Origin of the sequence: Vibrio fluvialis (assembly GCF_900460245.1) — a bacterium.
Lineage (GTDB): Bacteria > Pseudomonadota > Gammaproteobacteria > Enterobacterales > Vibrionaceae > Vibrio > Vibrio fluvialis.
Genome location: NZ_UHIP01000001.1, coordinates 52,758 through 70,812, shown reverse-complemented (window position 1 = coordinate 70,812; position 18,055 = coordinate 52,758). Strand labels below are relative to the sequence as shown.

Below are 18,055 nucleotides of genomic sequence, written 5' to 3'. Positions count from 1 at the left end.
ATGCGTATATTTTTCTCTTTCTTACTGCTGGTGTGTTCCGCTCTGAGCCAACCGGCACTGGCGGCGTTTGGTAACAATAACCCTCTCTCGCTCGGCAGTAACAACCAGTTTGTGACCGTGGATGAAGCCTTTCCGTTCAGCTATTTCCAGCAAGGCAATCAGGTCTATCTCGATTGGCAGGTCAAAGACGGCTACTACCTGTATCAGGATCGCATCAGCATCAGTGCAGACAAAGTCACACTCGGCGACTATCAGTTGCAGCAGGGCCAGCCGTATCATGATGAGTTCTTTGGGGATGTCACCATCTACACCACGCCACTGTCTGTCACGCTGCCACTGCGCGACTATCAGGACGGTGCTCGACTGATTGTGCAGTATCAGGGCTGTGCCAAAGCTGGCTTCTGTTATCCGCCGGAAACCCGCGTGATTACGCTCGACAGTTTTAGTTTTGATCAGCCCGCCGAAATCACACCGGCACCATCGGCCTCGGCGAACAATGCAGCCGTCACCACAGACAGCGTACCAGCGTCTCAACAGGATTCACTGGCTTCACAACTGGCCGATGCTTGGTGGACACCGCTGCTGTTCTTACTGCTGGGGATCGGGCTGGCGTTTACTCCGTGCGTACTGCCCATGTACCCGATTCTGACCAGCATCGTGCTCGGCGGCGGTCAGTTGTCGCACCGCCGCGCGCTGCTGCTGAGTTTTGTGTATGTGCAAGGCATGGCGCTGACCTACACCCTGCTCGGGTTAGTCGTTGCTTCGGCCGGGCTACAATTTCAGGCCGCCTTACAACACCCTTACGTGCTGATCGGCCTCAGCGCGCTGTTTGTGCTGCTCGCCGCGTCGATGTTTGGTCTTTACACCTTACAACTGCCAAGCCGCATGCAAACCTGGCTCAGCAACCTGAGTAATCAGCAGCAAGGGGGTAGCCTGGCGGGCGTATTCGCTATGGGTGCGATTTCCGGTTTGGTGTGTTCGCCCTGCACCACTGCGCCGCTGTCCGGCGCGCTGTTGTATGTTGCACAAAGTGGAGATTTGCTGACAGGTGGCGTAGCGCTCTACGCACTGGCACTCGGCATGGGCATTCCGCTGATTCTGGTTGCAGTATTTGGTAACCGTCTGCTGCCACGCGCGGGTATGTGGATGGAGCGCGTGAAAACGCTGTTCGGCTTTATTCTGCTCGCAGCACCGATTTTCCTTCTGGAGCGTCTGCTGCCAGAGTTCTGGTCCACCGCACTGTGGTCACTGCTTGGACTAGCCGCATTTGGCTGGCTGTACCATGTCAAAAACAGTCTGCCGTTTGCCGGCTGGAAACAGAGCCTGCTGGGCATTATTGCCATTCTCGGCCTGCTGGCCTCTGCACAACCGTTACTCAATCACTGGATGATGCCAGAACAAGCGGCCACGCAAGCACAACCTGCGATTGCGTTCACTCGAATTGCCAATGTTGACGACCTCAACCGTGAATTAGCCAGCGCCAAAGCGGCGGGCAAACCAGTGATGCTCGATTTCTACGCCGACTGGTGTGTGGCGTGTAAGGAGTTTGATAAGTACACCTTCCACCATCCGGATGTGGAGCAGAAATTGAAAAACTTTGTCTTACTTCAAGCCGACGTAACACAAAATCAACCGCAAGACATTGAATTGCTGAAACAAATGCAAGTGCTCGGTTTGCCGACTATCGAGTTCTGGAATGCGCAGGGCGAACGCGTTTCAAACGCGCGCATCACCGGTTTTCAGCCTGCCGAGCAATTTTTGCAGCATCTGAGCAACCACCAGCTCTGATTCCTCCTTTTACGCTCACCCGGTTCGAGACCCCGCTGTCAAACAGGGTGAGCGCTATTCATCTTCATGCAGATAAAAAGTGGATACAGTTCAGACTTTTAGTGTGTGAACATTGTCCATATTTTCAAAGCGGACAATAATTTCTTTAACTAATTTGTTAAAAGTGTTTAACGTCATGGACTCGACCTACACCATCATCATCGCCGATGATCATCCGCTATTTCGCAATGCCCTGTTCCAATCTGTGCACATGGCAGTCAGTGGGGCGAACCTTCTTGAAGCTGATTCTCTCGATGCGCTGCTGGCGCTGCTCAATAAAGGCTCTGAGCCGGATCTGCTGCTGCTGGATTTGAAAATGCCCGGCGCCAACGGCATGTCGGGGCTGATTCACCTGCGTGCCGAATACCCGGATTTGCCGATTGTAGTGGTGTCTGCCAGTGAAGAGCCGTCAGTGGTGTCACAAGTCAAAAGCCATGGCGCGTTCGGTTTTATTCCTAAATCGAGCGACATGCGCAGTTTGATCAGCGCAATTAATCAGGTGCTGAACGGCGAACCGTATTTTCCGGAAGGGCTGATCGCCGATGCGGGAGCCTGTAACGATCTGGCGGAGAAAATCGCCGCCCTGACCCCACAGCAATACAAAGTACTGGGCATGTTGTCGGACGGCTTACTGAATAAGCAGATTGCTTATGAACTGAATGTTTCGGAAGCCACCATCAAAGCACATATGACGGCGATCTTCCGTAAACTTGGGGTGAAAAACCGCACTCAGGCCGTGATCCTGCTGAAAGAGATGAGCGAATAACGCTACTCGCCCGCCTCCACCACATCATCTTCCGCTGGCAGACGTAAACCAATCTTGGTCACCTGCCAGTCCACCACGTCGGCCACCACCCAATGCAGGCCATGCCATTCGAAGTGGTCACCCAGTACCGGGGTGGTGCCAAGGTGTTCGGTCACTAAATCTTTCAGCGTTTTGTCGTCGCTCAGCTCGCCCAAATCGAGACCATAAGCCATCGCGATATCCACCAATTTGGCTTCAATATCGAGGAAGAAGTCACCAAAGAAGCGCGCCAGTGAGGCTTTTTCCGGCGCTTCACTGAACAGTTGGCTGAGCGCTTCAAGATCTTTTTCCTGCGCCAGCACACACAGCGTATCCCCTTCTTCAAGCTTAGTACTGCCCGACGGGTGAAGCAGTTGCTGCTGACGGAATACCGCCGCAATCCGCGTACCATCCGGCATGAACAGGTTACGCAGCGGCTCACCGATGCACCATTTGTCCTGCTTCAGATTGTAGATAAACAATTCCCACTCGCTGGTCGGAAAAATCTCGACACCCGTGCGAGAAATCGGCTCCGGCTTTGATGGCAGCTCTACCTTGGCCAGCGACATCGCCTTGGTCAGCGTTCCGCCTTGCACAATCAGCGATACCATGACCACGAAGAACGCCAGATTGAAGTAAAGCTGTGCATCCGGCAATCCGGCCATCATTGGGAACACCGCCAGAATGATCGGTACTGCGCCGCGCAATCCGACCCAGGAAATGAACCATTTCTCACGGGCGGTAAAACTTTTGAACGGCAACAAGCCAATCCATACCGACACCGGACGGGCAAACAGAATCATGCCAAACGCCAGCGCCAGACCCGGCACCATGATCGCCACCAGATTTGACGGTGTGACCAGCAGACCCAATACCAAGAACATGCCGATTTGCGACAACCAGGTCATGCCATCCAGCACGTTCAGAATCGAATGACGGCTGCGGGTTGGGCGGTTACCGATCAGCAGACCGACCAGATAAATAGACAGAATGCCGCTGCCGCCGAGCGCGTTCGACAACGCAAAAATAATCAGGCCGCCGCTCACGGTCAGAATGGAATAAAGCCCTTCGGGTAACTGACTGCGATTGATCAGTTTCCACAATAACCAGCCGCCACACAGGCCGAGTAACGCGCCGAGACCAAACTGTTTCACAAAGCTCAGCGCCAGGAAACCTGCGCTCAGATCGCTGCTCTGGCTGCCCAGCACTGCAATCATGGTGACGGTCAGAAACACGGCCATCGGGTCGTTGGTACCGGATTCAATTTCCAGCGTGGCTCCGACACGCTCGTTGAGACTGCGACCTTTGAGCAGCGAGAACACCGCCGCCGCATCGGTTGAACCGACAATCGCACCCACCAGAATGCCCTGCAGCAGATCGAGATCAAACAACCAAGCTGCCATCAATCCGGTCAGCATCGTGGTAATCGCTACCCCGACAGTCGCCAAAGACACCGACGGCCAGAATGCGACCCGGAAACTCGCTACCCGGGTGCGCATCCCGCCATCGAGCAGGATGATCGCCAGCGCCAGGTTACTCACCAGATACGCTACCGGATAGTTATCAAATAAAATGCCACCGACCCCGTCTTCCCCAGCCAACATACCGACGGCAAGAAAAACCAAAAGAATAGGAATCCCCAGTTTTGAGGATACCGGGCTCAGGAGTACGCTGAGCGCAATGAGTAATGCGCCAACCAGAAAAAAGCTGTTGATGGTAATCGCGTCCACACTCCCCCTCCCTTAATTAAATTGTTGTTATATACGGTGGATTCCACCGCGCTACTGCTTGCCTATTGTGCACGAAAACCTAGCAGTTTGACGAAAAGTTTATGTAAACAAATACCACCTAACCTAAGTGTGGCAAGCGCTGCCGATCGGCGCGCAACACAAATTCCGCATTGCCGACACTAAAAAAGTGCCGCCGACACGACTTTTCTGGTGCGGATTTCTTAGACCTTTGGCTAATTTAACATAGTTTTAACACGCAATCTGCATCACAAACCCGCCATGAAGCCTTGATTTTCCATCGTTTTAAACAAAAACCGTCACGACTAAAGTTGCACAGATCCCTTGATTAAACACTGCTAAATTACAAACCGTAACATTGCGTTAACACAACATCTAACAGGAAGGAGAAGGCCATGGCGTTCGAATCTACAGAACATGCTCAAGCCTACTGGAAAGAAAACTTGGGGATTATGGGGTCACTGCTCGCAGTGTGGTTCTTAGTATCTTATGGCGCGGGCGTGTTATTCGTCGATGCGCTGAACAGCATTCATTTAGGCGGCTTTAAGCTTGGATTCTGGTTTGCACAACAGGGCTCAATTTACACCTTCGTCGCTTTAATCTTTATTTACGTTGCGCGGATGAACTCGCTCGACAAAAAGTACAACGTGCACGAAGACTAAGAGGTTTTAGCAATGGATATTCAAACTTGGACGTTTCTTCTCGTTGGTCTCTCTTTCGCTCTGTATATTGGCATCGCCATCTGGGCTCGCGCGGGATCAACCAGTGAGTTCTATGTCGCAGGCGGTGGTGTACACCCTGTCGCGAATGGTATGGCGACCGCAGCAGACTGGATGTCAGCCGCATCGTTCATCTCAATGGCAGGTATCATCTCGTTCATCGGTTACGATGGTACGGTTTACCTGATGGGTTGGACAGGCGGTTACGTTCTGTTGGCTCTGTGTTTAGCGCCTTACCTGCGTAAATTTGGTCAGTTCACTGTGCCGGATTTCATCGGCGAACGTTACTACTCGAAAACGGCTCGTATGGTAGCGGTATTCTGTGCGATCTTCATTTCCTTCACCTACGTAGCAGGTCAAATGCGCGGTGTGGGCGTGGTATTCTCCCGCTTCCTCGAAGTTGACATCAACGTGGGTATCGTTATCGGTATGGCGATCGTGTTCTTCTACGCCGTACTGGGTGGCATGAAAGGCATCACTTATACACAGGTAGCTCAATTCTGTGTGCTCATTTTCGCCTTCCTTGTACCAGCTATTTTCACTTCAATCATGATGACCGGTAACCCGCTGCCACAAATTGGTATGGGTTCAACCATCTCAGGCACTGATGTTTATCTGCTTGATAAGCTTGATGGTCTGACGCAGGAGCTTGGCTTCACAGCGTACACTGAAGGCAACAAGAGCATGGTGGATGTGTTCTTCATCACGGCGGCTCTGATGGTGGGTACAGCTGGTCTGCCACACGTCATCATTCGCTTCTTCACGGTACCTAAAGTGCGTGATGCGCGTATCTCTGCGGGTTGGGCACTGCTGTTCATCTCTCTGCTGTATACCACTGCACCAGGTGTGGCTGCGTTTGCTCGCGTGAACCTTATCGAAACCATCAACGGTCCGGACATGCAAGGTGTGACGGCTGAGCAAGCACCAAGCTGGTACAAAAACTGGGAAAGCACAGGTCTGGTTAAGTGGGAAGATAAGAACGGCGATGGTCGCATGTTCTACTCGGGTGATGCTCGCAACGAAATGAACATCAACCGTGACATCATCGTACTGGCTTCTCCAGAGCTGGCGAAACTGCCTAACTGGGTTGTAGGTCTGCTGGCAGCAGGTGGTTTGGCAGCAGCACTGTCTACAGCGGCAGGTCTACTGCTGGTTATCTCAACGTCTATCTCTCATGACTTGTTGAAGAAAGGCTTCAAGCCAAATATGACCGACAGACAGGAATTGATGGCTGCGCGTGTCGCTGCAATTGTCGCCATCGTCGGCGCCGGTTACTTGGGTATTAACCCTCCGGGCTTCGTGGCTCAGGTGGTCGCCTTCGCCTTCGGCTTGGCAGCAGCCTCCTTCTTCCCTGCCATCATCCTGGGTATTTTCTACAAGAAGATGAACAAAGAAGGGGCGATTGCAGGTATGGTGGCAGGTATCGCGTTCACTGCGGCTTACATCATCTACTTCAAGTTCATCAACCCGGCAGCAAGTACGCCTGACAACTGGTTCTTTGGTATCAGCCCAGAAGGCATCGGTACGCTGGGTATGTGTCTGAACTTCGTGGTCTCAATCGTGGTGAACAAATTCACGGCTGAAGTACCGACTGAAGTCCAAGACATGGTTGAGTCTATCCGCTATCCAAAAGGCGCTGGCGCGGCTCACGACCATTAATCCTCTCCAGAGCGAGTGAATTGTAGGGATTCTCTCCACAAAAAAGCCCGGGCACTGCCCGGGCTTTTCTTTATCTTGGTTTACGCTTTCGCGACAGTGAAATTCGGGTTCACCGCCGTCAGTTTGCGAATCAGATAATTGAGCAGAACACCATACATCGGCACGAACAGGCCAAGGCTGATGATCAGCTTGAAGCTGTAATCCACCAACGCGATTTCCGTCCAGTGCTGCGCCATAAACGGATCCGGGCTCTGGTAGAACGCGATGGCGAAGAAAGCGATGGTATCCAACGCATTACCAAATAAGGTGGATGCGGTCGGTGCCACCCACCACTGCTTCAATTGACGCAGGCGGTTAAACACATGCACATCCAGAATCTGACCCAGTAAGTAAGCCATAAAACTGGCGGCGGCAATACGCGCCACAAACAGGTTGAACTCACTCAGCGGCGCCAAACCCTGAAACTGGCCTTCAAAGAACACCACAGACAACAGGTACGACACCAACAGCGCTGGCAGCATCACCAGAAAGATGATTTTGCGTGCCATCGGCGCACCAAAGATACGTACAGTCAGATCGGTCGCCAGAAAAATAAACGGGAAAGTGAAGGCGCCCCAGGTGGTATGAAAACCAAAGATGGTAAACGGAATCTGCACCAGGTAGTTGCTCGAGGCAATGATCACCAGGTGGAACAGAACAAGATAGGATAAAGCTTTGCGCTGCTGCGCAGGGGTAAAGTTACTCATATTGTACCTTTTTAGTTTGTTTTGGGGGCGAGGGAACCCAAATTGAAGCCGTAGCTTCACTCATCAATGTTAGTCGCTGACACTCTTCTGGCTCGCAGCCAGCGTCAGGGGCGGCGATTATACCTTAATCAATTGGCCCTGCAAGTGAGCAAAAAATAGCAAACGTTTTTACCATCAAATAATTGCACGAGTCCCCTTTCACTGACTCAGCGAAGCCGATCTCAGCCTGTGACCTTTTGCTTGAGAAGATCCAAAGGATCGTGCTAATCTTCGCCTCCATTTTTCTGGCCTAAAATTCATCCTCCGAATGAACAAATGCGGGTCAGTGCTATCTTTTAGGGTGTTGAACGCGCAAGCTTCAGCACACAATCCCCAACCCAACGTGGAACCGAACAGATGGGCAAAGGTACTCTATATATCGTCTCTGCACCGAGCGGCGCAGGCAAATCAAGCTTGATCGCGGCGCTGTTGGAACGCAATCCGACTTACGCGATGAAAGTGTCTATTTCGCACACCACGCGCGGCATGCGTCCTGGCGAACAAGATGGTGTGCATTACCATTTTGTACAGAAAGAGCACTTCGAAGACCTGATTGGTAAAGGCGAGTTTCTGGAGTACGCCGAAGTGTTTGGTAACTACTACGGCACTTCCCGTGTCTGGATTGAGGAAACCTTAAACAAAGGTATCGATGTTTTTCTCGACATTGACTGGCAAGGCGCGCGTCAGATTCGCGAACAGATGCCAGCGGCGAAAAGCATCTTTATTCTGCCGCCATCCAAAGAAGAGCTGGAGCGTCGTTTAAACACGCGCGGCCAGGATAGCGAAGCAGTGATTGCAAAACGTATGAACGAAGCGCAGTCGGAAATTTCGCACTACAGCGAATACGATTACGTGATCGTCAACGACGATTTCGATGTCGCACTGATGGATTTTAAAGCCATCATGCGTGCAGAAAGATTGAAGCAGGATAAGCAAGCTGCTAAATATAGCAGTATGCTGGCTGCACTTCTGGCGGACTAAGCCCGCCACCATGAAATTGGCCAGCCTCTCGCTAGTATCTCAACGCGTTAGGCTGTATACTTTCTCGTCATTCAACATTTTAGTTAACTATTTGGAGTTCTCATGGCACGCGTAACTGTTCAAGACGCTGTTGAAAAAGTTGGCAACCGTTTCGACCTAGTTCTGATTGCGGCTCGCCGCGCTCGTCAAATGCAAACTGGCGGTAAAGACTCACTGGTGCCGGAAGAGAACGATAAGCCAACGGTTATCGCTCTACGCGAAATCGAAGAAGGTCTTATCACGAAAGATGTGCTAGACGCACGTGAACGCCAAGAGCAGCAAGAGCAAGAAGCAGCAGAATTGGCAGCGGTAAGCAGCATCGTGCACAACCGTTAATTCTGCATCAGGAATTAATCAACACTCGGGCCTGAAATTTGTATCTATTCGATAGCCTCAAAGATGTTGCCCAGGAATATCTCACAGAGCCTCAAATTGAGGCTCTGCGCCAATCTTATGTAGTGGCAAGAGATGCCCATGAAGGGCAAACCCGCTCAAGCGGCGAACCTTACATTATCCACCCTGTTGCTGTAGCTCGAATTCTGGCAGAAATGCGTCTGGATTTAGAAACGCTGCAAGCCGCGCTCCTGCATGATGTTATCGAAGATTGTGACGTCACCAAAGAAGACCTCGAAGCTCAGTTTGGCCATGCCGTGGCAGAACTGGTGGACGGCGTATCTAAGCTCGACAAACTCAAATTCCGCGATCGCAAAGAAGCACAGGCTGAGAACTTTCGAAAAATGGTCCTGGCCATGGTGCAGGACATTCGCGTTATCCTGATCAAACTGTCAGACCGGACCCACAATATGCGTACGCTGGGCGCACTTCGCCCGGACAAAAAACGTCGCATCGCCCGTGAAACACTGGAAATCTACGCTCCGCTGGCACACCGCCTCGGTATTCATAACATCAAAACCGAGCTCGAAGAGCTGGGCTTTGAAGCTCTGTATCCCAACCGTTATCGCGTTCTCAAAGAAGTGGTGAAAGCCGCGCGCGGTAATCGTAAAGAGATGATTCAGCGCATTCACAGTGAAATCGAAGGTCGCCTGCAAGACGTGGGCTTGCCCGCTCGCGTGGTGGGCCGCGAGAAAAACCTGTTCTCCATCTACAACAAGATGAAAACCAAAGAGCAGCGGTTTCACACCATTATGGATATTTACGCGTTCCGCGTGGTGGTCGACAGCGCCGATACCTGTTATCGCGTGCTTGGCCAGGTACACAGCCTGTACAAACCACGTCCGGGGCGTATGAAAGATTACATCGCGGTCCCGAAAGCCAACGGCTACCAATCGCTGCACACCTCCATGGTCGGCCCGCACGGCGTGCCGGTGGAAGTGCAGATCCGTACCGAAGATATGGATCAGATGGCGGACAAAGGGGTCGCGGCACACTGGTCTTACAAAGCCAACGGCGATCGTGCTGGCACCACCGCGCAAATTAAAGCGCAGCGCTGGATGCAAAGCCTGCTTGAGCTGCAACAAAGCGCTGGTAACTCATTCGAATTTATCGAAAACGTCAAATCCGACCTATTCCCGGACGAGATTTACGTCTTTACGCCAAAAGGCCGCATTGTGGAACTGCCTGTCGGTGCCACCGCGGTTGACTTCGCTTACGCAGTGCATACCGACGTAGGTAACACCTGTGTCGGCGCTCGTGTCGATCGCACACCATACCCACTGAGCAAACCACTGAAAAACGGCCAGACCGTGGAAATCATCAGCGCACCGGGTGCCCGCCCGAATGCAGCATGGCTCAACTACGTGGTAACCTCACGCGCACGTACCAAGATTCGTCAGGTACTAAAAACCATGCGCCGTGAAGAGTCGATTACGCTGGGACGTCGTCTGCTCAACCACGCTTTGGGTGATTTGTCGCTGAGCGACATCAGTGCCGACAACATCAAACATGTTCTGAGCGACCTTAAGATCGCCAGCGAAAGCGATCTGTTGGCCGCAATTGGTCTGGGCGAGCTGATGAGTATCGTGATTGCCCGCCGTCTGTTGGGCGATGCCGATGAACTGACGGAAACCGAAAGCAAAGATGGCAAACCGAAGAAGAAACTGCCAATCCGCGGTGCGGAAGGCATTCTGCTGACGTTCGCGAACTGTTGTCACCCGATTCCGGACGACTCGATCATCGCGCACGTCTCTCCGGGCCGAGGTCTGGTGGTGCACCGTGAAACTTGTCCGAACGTACGCGGCTATCAGCGCGAACCGGATAAGTACATGGCGGTAGAATGGACCCGTGATTACGATCAGGAATTCATTACCGAGCTGCGGGTCGATATGCAAAACCGTCAGGGTGCGCTGGCTGAGCTGACCAATGTCATCTCCAAAACCGGCTCCAACATCCACGGCCTGTCGACCGAAGAACGTGATGGCCGTCTGTATACGGTGACCGTACTCCTGACCACGAAAGATCGCGTCCACTTAGCAGACATCATGCGTAAGATTCGCACCATGCCAAACGCGCTGAAAGTGAGGCGCAGAAAGTACTAAACGTACGCTTGAACTGCCCTTGATAGCCACCTATCAAGGGCTTTTTTATTTTCGATTATGTTCAAACGACTTCACCCGTCGTCACCTTAGTGACCCCCTTTGAAGTCGTTTGGGTATAAAGGTAAAAACTTCAGAGTCCTAACCATGAACTTAGACCGTTATTCCCGAATTCAGGAAGTCTTAAAAGCCCGCCAAACCGACTTAACCGTCTGTCTGGAAGAGGTGCACAAACCCAATAACGTCTCCGCGGTCATTCGTACTGCCGATGCGGTCGGTCTGCACAAAATTCACGCCATCTGGCCGAATGAACAGATGCGCACCCTGACCCACACTTCCGCTGGTGCCCGTAACTGGGTTGAACTGCAAACGCACGACAGCACACTGGAAGCGATTCAACACCTCAAAGATCAGGGCATGCAGGTCCTGGTGACCAATCTGTCGGACGATGCGGTTGATTTTCGTGACATCGACTACACCAAACCAACAGCCATCATTCTCGGCAGTGAAAAAGTGGGCATTTCCAAACAAGCGCTGGCCCTGGCAGATAAAGACATCGTGATCCCGATGGTCGGCATGGTGCAATCACTCAATGTCTCGGTGGCTGGCGCGCTGATTCTGTATGAAGCGCAGCGCCAACGTCAGCAAGCGGGCATGTATGAGCGCGACGAAAGTCCGCTGCCCGCAGAAACCATCAACCGTATTCTGTTTGAACGCGGCCATCCGGTGCTGGCGAAAGTCGCCAAGCGCAAGAAGCTTGACTACCCACAGCTGGATGACGAAGGCCAGATCGTGGCCGACGAGGCGTGGTGGAAAGCGATGCAGAGCGCGTAATTGGCCTACCGGGCCGAATTACCCCTGTACAAATAGACAGCTCAGTGTTTGAATAGTTACCCAGTCAATTGGTTACGTGGTTGAATCTATGTCGCAGCTTCTTTCAGCAATTCCGTTAAGTTCACTCTCCGGCGTCGGTGCCAAGGTGGCCGAGAAGCTGGAAAAAATTGGTTTGAACAGCGTTCAGGACTTGCTGTTTCATCTGCCGCTGCGCTATGAAGATCGCACCCGTATCTACCCGATTATCAAACTGCACCCGGGCCTGTGGGCTGCGGTGCAGGGCAAAGTGATGGCGGTCGACACCACCTTTGGCCGCCGCAAAATGCTGACGGTTAAAATCAGTGACGACAACGGGACACTGACGCTGCGTTTTTTCAACTTTACCGCCGGTATGAAGAACAACTTCGCCGACGGTAAGTTAGTGCACGCTTACGGTGAAATTAAGCGCGGTAATGGTGGGCTGGAAATCATCCACCCGGATTACAAATTTTTCGCCCCGGCGCAAAGCCCCGATGTCGAACCCAACCTGACTCCGGTCTATCCGACCACCGATGGCCTGCGCCAGATCACGCTGCGTAACCTGACCGATCAAGCACTGGCCTTGCTCGACAAAGCCGCCGTGCAGGAGCTATTGCCCTCAGGCCTGTATGACCACCAAATCACTCTCGCCCAAGCGCTGCACACCATTCATCGCCCGTCAGCGGACATCGATCTGAGCCTGTTTGACGAAGGCCGTCATCCGGCGCAGATTCGCCTGATCATGGAGGAGCTGCTGGCGCAGAATCTGTCGATGCTCGCCGTACGCAGCAAAGGTCAGCAGGACATCGCGCTGCCGCTGCCAGAAACTCAGCAGCTAAAACAGCAGTTGCTGGCACAGTTACCTTTTTCTCCGACCAATGCGCAAGCACGTGTGGCGCGTGAAATCGAAGCCGATCTCGCCAAACCGCATCCGATGATGCGCTTGGTACAGGGCGATGTGGGTTCAGGCAAAACGCTGGTGGCCGCACTGGCTGCGGTGCGGGCGATCGAACACGGTTATCAGGTCGCACTGATGGCGCCGACCGAACTCCTGGCTGAGCAACATGCGATCAACTTTGCCAACTGGTTTGAAAGCATGGGTATTCAGGTCGGCTGGCTGGCAGGCAAACTGAAAGGTAAAGCCAAAGAAGCCGAACTGGCGCGCATTGCCAGCGGCGAAGTCAAAATGGTGGTCGGCACTCACGCCCTGTTTCAAGAGCACGTGGTGTTTGACCATTTGGCGCTGGTGATCATTGATGAGCAGCACCGCTTTGGTGTCCACCAGCGTCTGGAACTGCGTGAAAAAGGCGCCAAACAGGGTGCCTACCCGCATCAGTTGATCATGACCGCAACGCCGATTCCGCGCACGCTGGCGATGACCGCCTACGCTGATTTAGAGACCTCCGTGATTGATGAATTGCCGCCAGGGCGTACTCCGATTCAAACCGTGGCAATTCCGGATACCAAGCGTGACGACATCATTGAGCGCGTACGCCATGCATGTCTGACCGAAGGCAAACAAGCCTATTGGGTCTGTACACTGATTGATGAGTCGGAAGTGCTCGAAGCACAAGCGGCGGCCGAGACCGCCGAAGAGCTGCAGCGCAAACTGCCGGAGGTCAAAATTGGTCTGGTGCACGGACGTATGAAGCCGGCGGAAAAGCAGGCCGTGATGCAGGCGTTTAAAGACAATCAGCTGCATTTATTGGTCGCCACTACCGTGATTGAAGTCGGGGTGGATGTCCCCAACTCCAGCCTGATGATCATCGAAAACCCGGAGCGTCTTGGTCTGGCCCAGTTGCACCAGCTACGCGGCCGGGTTGGCCGTGGCTCCGTGGCGAGTCACTGCGTGCTGCTCTATCATGCACCGCTGTCAAAAACAGCGCAGAAGCGTCTCGGCGTGCTGCGCGAGAGCAACGACGGCTTTGTGATTGCGCAGCGCGATCTGGAAATCCGCGGCCCGGGTGAACTGCTCGGTACCAAACAGACTGGCCTAGCCGATTTCAAAATCGCCGATCTGGTGCGCGATCAACGCCTGATCCCTGAAGTACAACGCATCGCGCGCCACATTCACGACCATTACCCGGACAGTGCGCTGGCCATTATCGACCGCTGGCTGGGTGAACGCGACGTTTACGCCAAAGCCTAACTCTCACTGTCGACAATAGAACAGGCGCGAACTCGCGCCGATTGACCGCGATCAATCACTTATCTCCACGCCATAGCAAACGTTTGCCTTTCTGAGTAAAACCTCTATAATCGCCGCCAAAATCGAGTAAACGCAAACGTTTACCTTGGGGTGCATCCCCACATCCTGAACCGGACCTGATTAACAGCAATCACAGATAACGTCCGCGTTCCGCTTCCACTGCCCACTCAGCGCAGGCGAAGTGACATAACACATTAGGAAACTGCCATGACAACCCAAAACACGCGTAAATCCGATCTGGTTTACCAGCTCAATGACCGTCCGCCGCTGCCACAAACGTTCTTTGCCGCTCTGCAGCACCTGCTGGCGATGTTTGTTGCCGTAATCACCCCGTCTTTGATCATTTGTCAGTCGCTGGGCGTACCAGCCGATCAGACCAACACCATCATCAGCATGTCGCTGTTTGCTTCTGGTTTGTCATCGTTTATCCAGATTCGTACCATCGGCCCGATTGGTTCCGGTCTGCTGTCGATTCAGGGGACCAGTTTTAACTTCCTTGGTCCGATTATCGGTGCAGGACTGGCGCTCAAAGCGGGTGGCGCTGACATCTCAACCATGATGGCGGCTATTTTCGGTACTATTCTGCTGGCCTCTTTTGCTGAAATTCTGCTGTCGCGCGTGCTGGAGTTTGCCCAGCGCATCATCACCCCTCTGGTCTCCGGGATTGTCGTGACGCTGATTGGCCTGACGCTGGTACAAGTGGGTCTGGTATCCATGGGCGGCGGCTACGCGGCGCTGGGTGATGGTACCTTCGGAAGCCTGGATAAACTGGCGCTGGCAGGTACAGTGCTGGCAATCATCGTGATTCTTAACCGCTCACACAATCCCTATGTGCGCGTCGCTTCTATCGTCATTGCGATGCTGGTGGGTTATGTGATGGCGTACTTGATGGGTATGATCGACACCAGCCAGCTGGGCGATACCGCCGTGATTGCACTGCCCATTCCGATGCAATACGGCCTGAGTTTTGACTGGTCGCTGTTTATTCCTCTGGTACTGATTTTCCTCATCACTGCGCTGGAAGCAATCGGCGACATCACGGCAACCTCAGAAGTGTCTGGCGAGCCGGTCAAAGGCCCGGTATACATGAAACGTATCAAAGGCGGCGTACTGGCAGATGGCATCAACTCGGCGCTGGCAGCGGTGTTCAACAGCTTTCCGAACTCTACCTTCAGCCAGAACAACGGTGTGATCATGCTGACTGGTGTTGCAAGCCGCTACGTGGGCTACTTCATTTCCGGCATGCTGGTTCTGCTTGGCCTGTTCCCGGGTGTGGCGAGCTTTGTCCAGCTGATTCCTGAACCTGTTTTGGGCGGCGCGACCATCGTGATGTTCGGTACCATCGCTGCGGCGGGTGTACGCATCATTTCCCGCGTCGACCTCGATCGCCGCGCGATTCTGATCATGGCGCTGTCGTTCTCGATGGGCCTGGGTATCGCCCAGAAACCGGAAATCCTGCAATTTATGCCGGACTTCATTAAGAGCATCTTCTCATCTGGTGTCGCAGCCGGCGGAATTACCGCTATTCTGCTTAACCTGCTGCTGCCAGAAACACATGCTCCTCGCGAAGAAGCGCGCGAAGAGGCACTGGATTCGTAATCGCGCATCCTGACTGCAAATCATAAAAAAGCTCGCCATTTGGCGAGCTTTTCCGTTGTCTCAGTGCTGGAAAAAACTAGCGGGTCGGAAAGCTGATTTGCGCTTTCAGGCCGCCATCACTGCGGTTATTCACCGCCACCGAGCCGTGATGCTGGCTGATGATACGTTTGACAATCGCCAGCCCCAGCCCGGTACCTTCACTGCCGCGCGCGGTGTCACCACGGGTGAAGGGTTCAAACAGCTTGTTGACCTGCGACGGCTCGATGCCCGGGCCGTTATCTTCCACACTGACCCACGCCATTTTCTTATCCGCGGTTAAGCCGGTGCTGACTTTGACCCAGCCGTTACCGTAGCGCAGTGCATTGACGACCAGATTGCTCACCGCCCGCTTAATCGCGATCGGGTTGCCAAATGCCGGCACCAGTTCCGGATGCAAATTCACTTCTACCTGCACCTCGTAGCCACCTTCAGACGTCGCCACATCGTTGGCAATCTCATTCAAATCAACCTGTTCAAAACTCTGTTTGTTGACGGGTTTGAGATAGTCCATGAACTGACTGATGATCTCGTTGCACTCTTCGGTGTCACTGATGATGCCTTCGGCGAGATAACTCTCTTCCGGTGACATCATTTCCGTCGCCAGACGAATGCGGGTCAGCGGCGTACGTAAGTCGTGACTGATGCCCGCCATCAGCAGCGCGCGATCGTCTTCCAGAGCCTGAATGCCTTTCGACATCTGATTGAAGGCGCGCGTCACAGAGCGAATTTCGCTGGCGCCTTTTTCACGGATCGGCGGCGGAATTTCACCACGGCCCACCGCTTTGGCGGCTTTTTCCAGCGCAATCAGCGGCCGGTTCTGCAAGCGGATGAACAGCCAGCCGCCAACCAGAATCAGCACCGCCATGACGATGCTATTGCGAAACAGCGGCGCAAAATCCTCTTCCTGCAGCTCAGACAGCGGGATCAGCAGTACCTGCCCCGGCAGCAAATCGATTTTCATCCACAGCACATAGCTGTCTTTGCCCAGCCCCATGCGCACTTCGGTGTGCGAACCGAGTTCCTGCGACATCTCTTCGCTCATCAGATCGATGGTCATCGAATGGTTGAAACCATCGGCCTGCGGGCTGTTCTCATTGAAGATGCTCACCCCAAGCTGCTCCAGCACTTTGCGCCTCATCGGCACATCCATCGACAAACCTTGTTCTGCCGGATTGGGCGAATCATCCAGCATCAGGCTGATTTCATGGCTGAGGATTTTGTTGAACTGCTGCAAGCTCGGCATCAGCGCATAATTAAACAGGGCGTAATAAGAGTAGGCTTGGCTGGCAATCAGCAGAGTGAAGAACAGCAGAATGGTTTGAGTAAATGAACTGCGGATACGCATGAGACACCTTTAGGGAAAGAGAATGTTGAGTACCAGCGTCAGGGTGACACTGGTACTGCAAGGGGCGTCAGATTAGCTGGCGGATTTACCATCCGGAACGAACACGTAACCCAGACCCCATACGGTCTGAATATAACGCGGTTTGCTTGGATCAACCTCCAGCATGCGGCGCAGGCGAGAGATCTGCACGTCAATCGAACGCTCCATCGCCGAATATTCACGGCCACGAGCCATGTTCATCAGTTTGTCACGCGACAATGGCTCACGCGCGTTGGTTACCAGCGCTTTCAGCACGGCAAATTCACCCGACGTCAGTGGCATCGCTTCGTCACCACGGAACATTTCCCGCGTGCCGAGATTAAGGCGGAATTCACCAAATTCGACCACGGTATCGTCTGAGCTTGGCGCGCCCGGCGCTTCAATCACCTGGCGACGCAGCACCGCTTTAATACGGGCCAGCAGCTCACGTGGGTTAAATGGTTTTGGCAGATAGTCGTCTGCTCCCACTTCCAGGCCGACGATGCGATCAATTTCATCGCCTTTAGCAGTCAGCATCAGAATCGGAATTGAATTGTTGGCGTTACGCAGACGGCGACAAATCGACAGGCCATCTTCGCCGGGCAGCATCAGATCGAGCACCATCAGGTGAAAGGTTTCACGGGTTAACAGGCGGTCCATCTGCTCACTGTTCGCCACGCTGCGCACCTGAAATCCCTGTTCAGACAAATAACGCTCCAGCAATGCACGCAAACGCGCGTCATCATCGACGACTAAAATTTTGTAGTTTTCTTGCATGTGTCCTGATCCCACCAATTAAGTGACTGCGCCCGATAAGACCGGGGCGAGTAAAATGTAACACTGTTATGCACGCTTAGATTCAAAGAATTGTTAACGTTTATTTCCGTTTACCGCCTTGCAGTAACCCTTTGACGGTTGAGGCGGTTACGCGCCGCTAGGCATTAATTTGCTTTTATCAT

The 18,055-nt window shown here is 53.3% G+C and carries 14 protein-coding genes; 10 read left to right on the top strand and 4 right to left on the bottom strand.

What is annotated here, in order from left to right:
- On the top strand, positions 1–1,788 hold the full coding sequence (locus DYA43_RS00325) for a protein-disulfide reductase DsbD (RefSeq protein ID WP_061057250.1): 1,788 nt from the start codon (positions 1–3) through the stop codon (positions 1,786–1,788).
- Between the two features lie 175 nt (positions 1,789–1,963).
- On the top strand, positions 1,964–2,593 hold the full coding sequence (locus DYA43_RS00320; protein WP_020329364.1) for a response regulator: 630 nt from the start codon (positions 1,964–1,966) through the stop codon (positions 2,591–2,593).
- A gap of 2 nt (positions 2,594–2,595) precedes the next feature.
- Here DYA43_RS00320 and DYA43_RS00315 read toward each other — a convergent pair whose 3' ends face one another.
- Entirely contained in the window at positions 2,596–4,341 is a 1,746-nt protein-coding gene (locus DYA43_RS00315) for a potassium/proton antiporter (protein WP_020329363.1), read from the bottom strand.
- 413 nt (positions 4,342–4,754) lie between these two features.
- On the opposite strand from DYA43_RS00315, the gene DYA43_RS00310 reads away from it, so the two are divergent.
- Entirely contained in the window at positions 4,755–5,021 is a 267-nt protein-coding gene (locus DYA43_RS00310; protein ID WP_020329362.1) for a DUF4212 domain-containing protein, read from the top strand.
- A gap of 12 nt (positions 5,022–5,033) precedes the next feature.
- Positions 5,034–6,737 (top strand): sodium:solute symporter family protein, encoded by a 1,704-nt coding sequence (locus tag DYA43_RS00305; protein WP_044363295.1) that lies wholly within the window; start codon positions 5,034–5,036, stop codon positions 6,735–6,737.
- Positions 6,738–6,817: 80 nt separating this feature from the next.
- On the opposite strand, the gene DYA43_RS00300 is transcribed toward DYA43_RS00305, so the two are convergent.
- Positions 6,818–7,483, bottom strand: coding sequence for a 7-cyano-7-deazaguanine/7-aminomethyl-7-deazaguanine transporter (locus DYA43_RS00300; RefSeq protein WP_020329360.1), 666 nt, complete (start codon positions 7,481–7,483; stop codon positions 6,818–6,820).
- Between the two features lie 396 nt (positions 7,484–7,879).
- Here DYA43_RS00300 and gmk point away from each other — a divergent pair, with 396 nt between their 5' ends.
- From gmk to DYA43_RS00270, 6 genes are all read left to right on the top strand, one after another.
- Positions 7,880–8,503, top strand: a complete 624-nt coding sequence (gene gmk, locus DYA43_RS00295; RefSeq protein ID WP_020329359.1) for a guanylate kinase — start codon at positions 7,880–7,882, stop codon at positions 8,501–8,503.
- Positions 8,504–8,605: 102 nt separating this feature from the next.
- Entirely contained in the window at positions 8,606–8,878 is a 273-nt protein-coding gene (rpoZ, locus tag DYA43_RS00290) for a DNA-directed RNA polymerase subunit omega (RefSeq protein ID WP_004728487.1), read from the top strand.
- A gap of 38 nt (positions 8,879–8,916) precedes the next feature.
- Complete coding sequence (gene spoT / locus DYA43_RS00285; protein WP_061057138.1) at positions 8,917–11,037, top strand: bifunctional GTP diphosphokinase/guanosine-3',5'-bis pyrophosphate 3'-pyrophosphohydrolase; 2,121 nt, start codon at positions 8,917–8,919, stop codon at positions 11,035–11,037.
- A gap of 144 nt (positions 11,038–11,181) precedes the next feature.
- Positions 11,182–11,868: a tRNA (guanosine(18)-2'-O)-methyltransferase TrmH gene (trmH, locus tag DYA43_RS00280; protein WP_020329356.1), complete on the top strand. Its 687-nt coding sequence runs from the start codon at positions 11,182–11,184 to the stop codon at positions 11,866–11,868.
- 88 nt (positions 11,869–11,956) lie between these two features.
- Positions 11,957–14,035 carry an ATP-dependent DNA helicase RecG gene (gene recG, locus DYA43_RS00275; RefSeq protein ID WP_061057137.1) on the top strand — a complete coding sequence of 693 codons (2,079 nt, stop codon included), beginning with the start codon at positions 11,957–11,959 and terminating at the stop codon, positions 14,033–14,035.
- 267 nt (positions 14,036–14,302) lie between these two features.
- Complete coding sequence (locus tag DYA43_RS00270; protein ID WP_020329354.1) at positions 14,303–15,694, top strand: uracil-xanthine permease family protein; 1,392 nt, start codon at positions 14,303–14,305, stop codon at positions 15,692–15,694.
- Between the two features lie 76 nt (positions 15,695–15,770).
- Here DYA43_RS00270 and envZ read toward each other — a convergent pair whose 3' ends face one another.
- Together envZ and ompR are read right to left on the bottom strand one after the other, a co-directional pair.
- Positions 15,771–17,078, bottom strand: coding sequence for a two-component system sensor histidine kinase EnvZ (gene envZ / locus DYA43_RS00265; RefSeq protein ID WP_020329353.1), 1,308 nt, complete (start codon positions 17,076–17,078; stop codon positions 15,771–15,773).
- A 72-nt stretch (positions 17,079–17,150) separates the two neighbouring features.
- The gene (gene ompR / locus DYA43_RS00260) at positions 17,151–17,873 is read right to left on the bottom strand and encodes an osmolarity response regulator transcription factor OmpR (RefSeq protein WP_020329352.1); all 723 of its coding nucleotides are present in this window, start codon (positions 17,871–17,873) and stop codon (positions 17,151–17,153) included.
- Between the last annotated feature and the right edge of the window lie 182 nt (positions 17,874–18,055).